Origin of the sequence: Bacteroides sp. CAG:633 (assembly GCF_000435115.1) — a bacterium.
Taxonomy (GTDB): Bacteria; Bacteroidota; Bacteroidia; order Bacteroidales; family Bacteroidaceae; genus Bacteroides; species Bacteroides ndongoniae.
The window spans coordinates 317-519 of record NZ_FR883125.1 but is presented as its reverse complement, the minus strand read 5'-3'; the positions used below and the strand labels follow the sequence as shown (position 1 = coordinate 519).

Sequence of the window (203 nt, the reverse complement as noted above, 5' to 3'; positions counted from 1 at the left end):
AAGGTCGAGAAGTCTTGAAGTCAATAACGTGTGTATGGTTATTTTGGACTTTCAGGCTTCGAAGCCGTTGCAATTCATTGCTGATTCGTTCTTGCTCGGCAAATATTTTTCCGTTGGTTGTACTCAGAACTGAATATACTTCTTTGACTTCTTTTAACCGCAAATTTATAGCGGTACGAAGTCTTTCCCGTCCTTCTCTGTCA

Annotated in this window: 1 protein-coding gene; it reads right to left on the bottom strand. The window is 40.4% G+C overall.

Annotated elements, in window-relative coordinates:
• Nucleotides 1–203: hypothetical protein (locus QVP67_RS12395; RefSeq protein WP_288180178.1), on the bottom strand; the 203-nt coding region annotated here is incomplete at both ends.